General features: G+C 44.2%; 1 protein-coding gene. It reads right to left on the reverse strand.

Translation table 11 applies throughout. The features are described from left to right. Window positions 1–184 precede the first annotated feature (184 nt). A complete protein-coding gene (locus tag AC1DUO_RS26055) occupies window positions 185–487 on the reverse strand; it encodes a putative quinol monooxygenase (RefSeq protein WP_013578395.1) in 303 nt (100 codons plus the stop codon). Window positions 488–602: the final 115 nt, after the last annotated feature.

Raw genomic sequence — 602 nt, forward strand, 5'->3', positions numbered from 1 at the left:
ATTCACCTTTTGGAAACACCGCCAATTCAGGCTATCAGAGCGGGTGACTGCTGGCTCTCATGCTGAATGGGAGATATTTGACCGGCAGCTATGAAAAGCGGAAGTTCACAGTTGTTCTCAATGTTTAAGAGGCATTACTAACATTGCCGTGTTCAAATTAACGAGGACAGGTCATAGCGTCTAATTATAATTCCATAAGCCCCCTTTCATTGAATACGTCATACTTTAGAATCTCTCCTTTCATGGAATTCTGCCATCGATCAATAAACGCTACAGTTTCGGCAGATTCAAGGTGAGCACTCAGTGCAATCTGGTTTTCCCAACGCTCAGATATCAGCAGTTTCCCTGCAAGACAATCCTGTACGGCGACATCGTACGAAATGTTTCCTTCGCGCGCCCGCACTGAGTTAGCCAGTAACTTCATATCGTCCTTAAATTGCCGCAACACAGAAGGCTCGACGTGAACATAACCTAGAATAATTAGCATATTACCTTCATTTTACTGTGATTCACCTAACCTCAATGAATCACAGTCTGGAGTAGTGAGAATCAAAAATTCGTGAGCACAATCTTGCCCTGAGTACTTCCTGACGCAGCACGCT

The sequence above is a fragment of the Rahnella sp. P4_A8 genome, assembly GCF_056402435.1.

Bases quoted from the DNA above. Each gene is read 5' to 3' on its own strand.
- AC1DUO_RS26055 (WP_013578395.1), bottom strand. From the start codon at position 487: ATGCTAATTATTCTAGGTTATGTTCACGTCGAGCCTTCTGTGTTGCGG.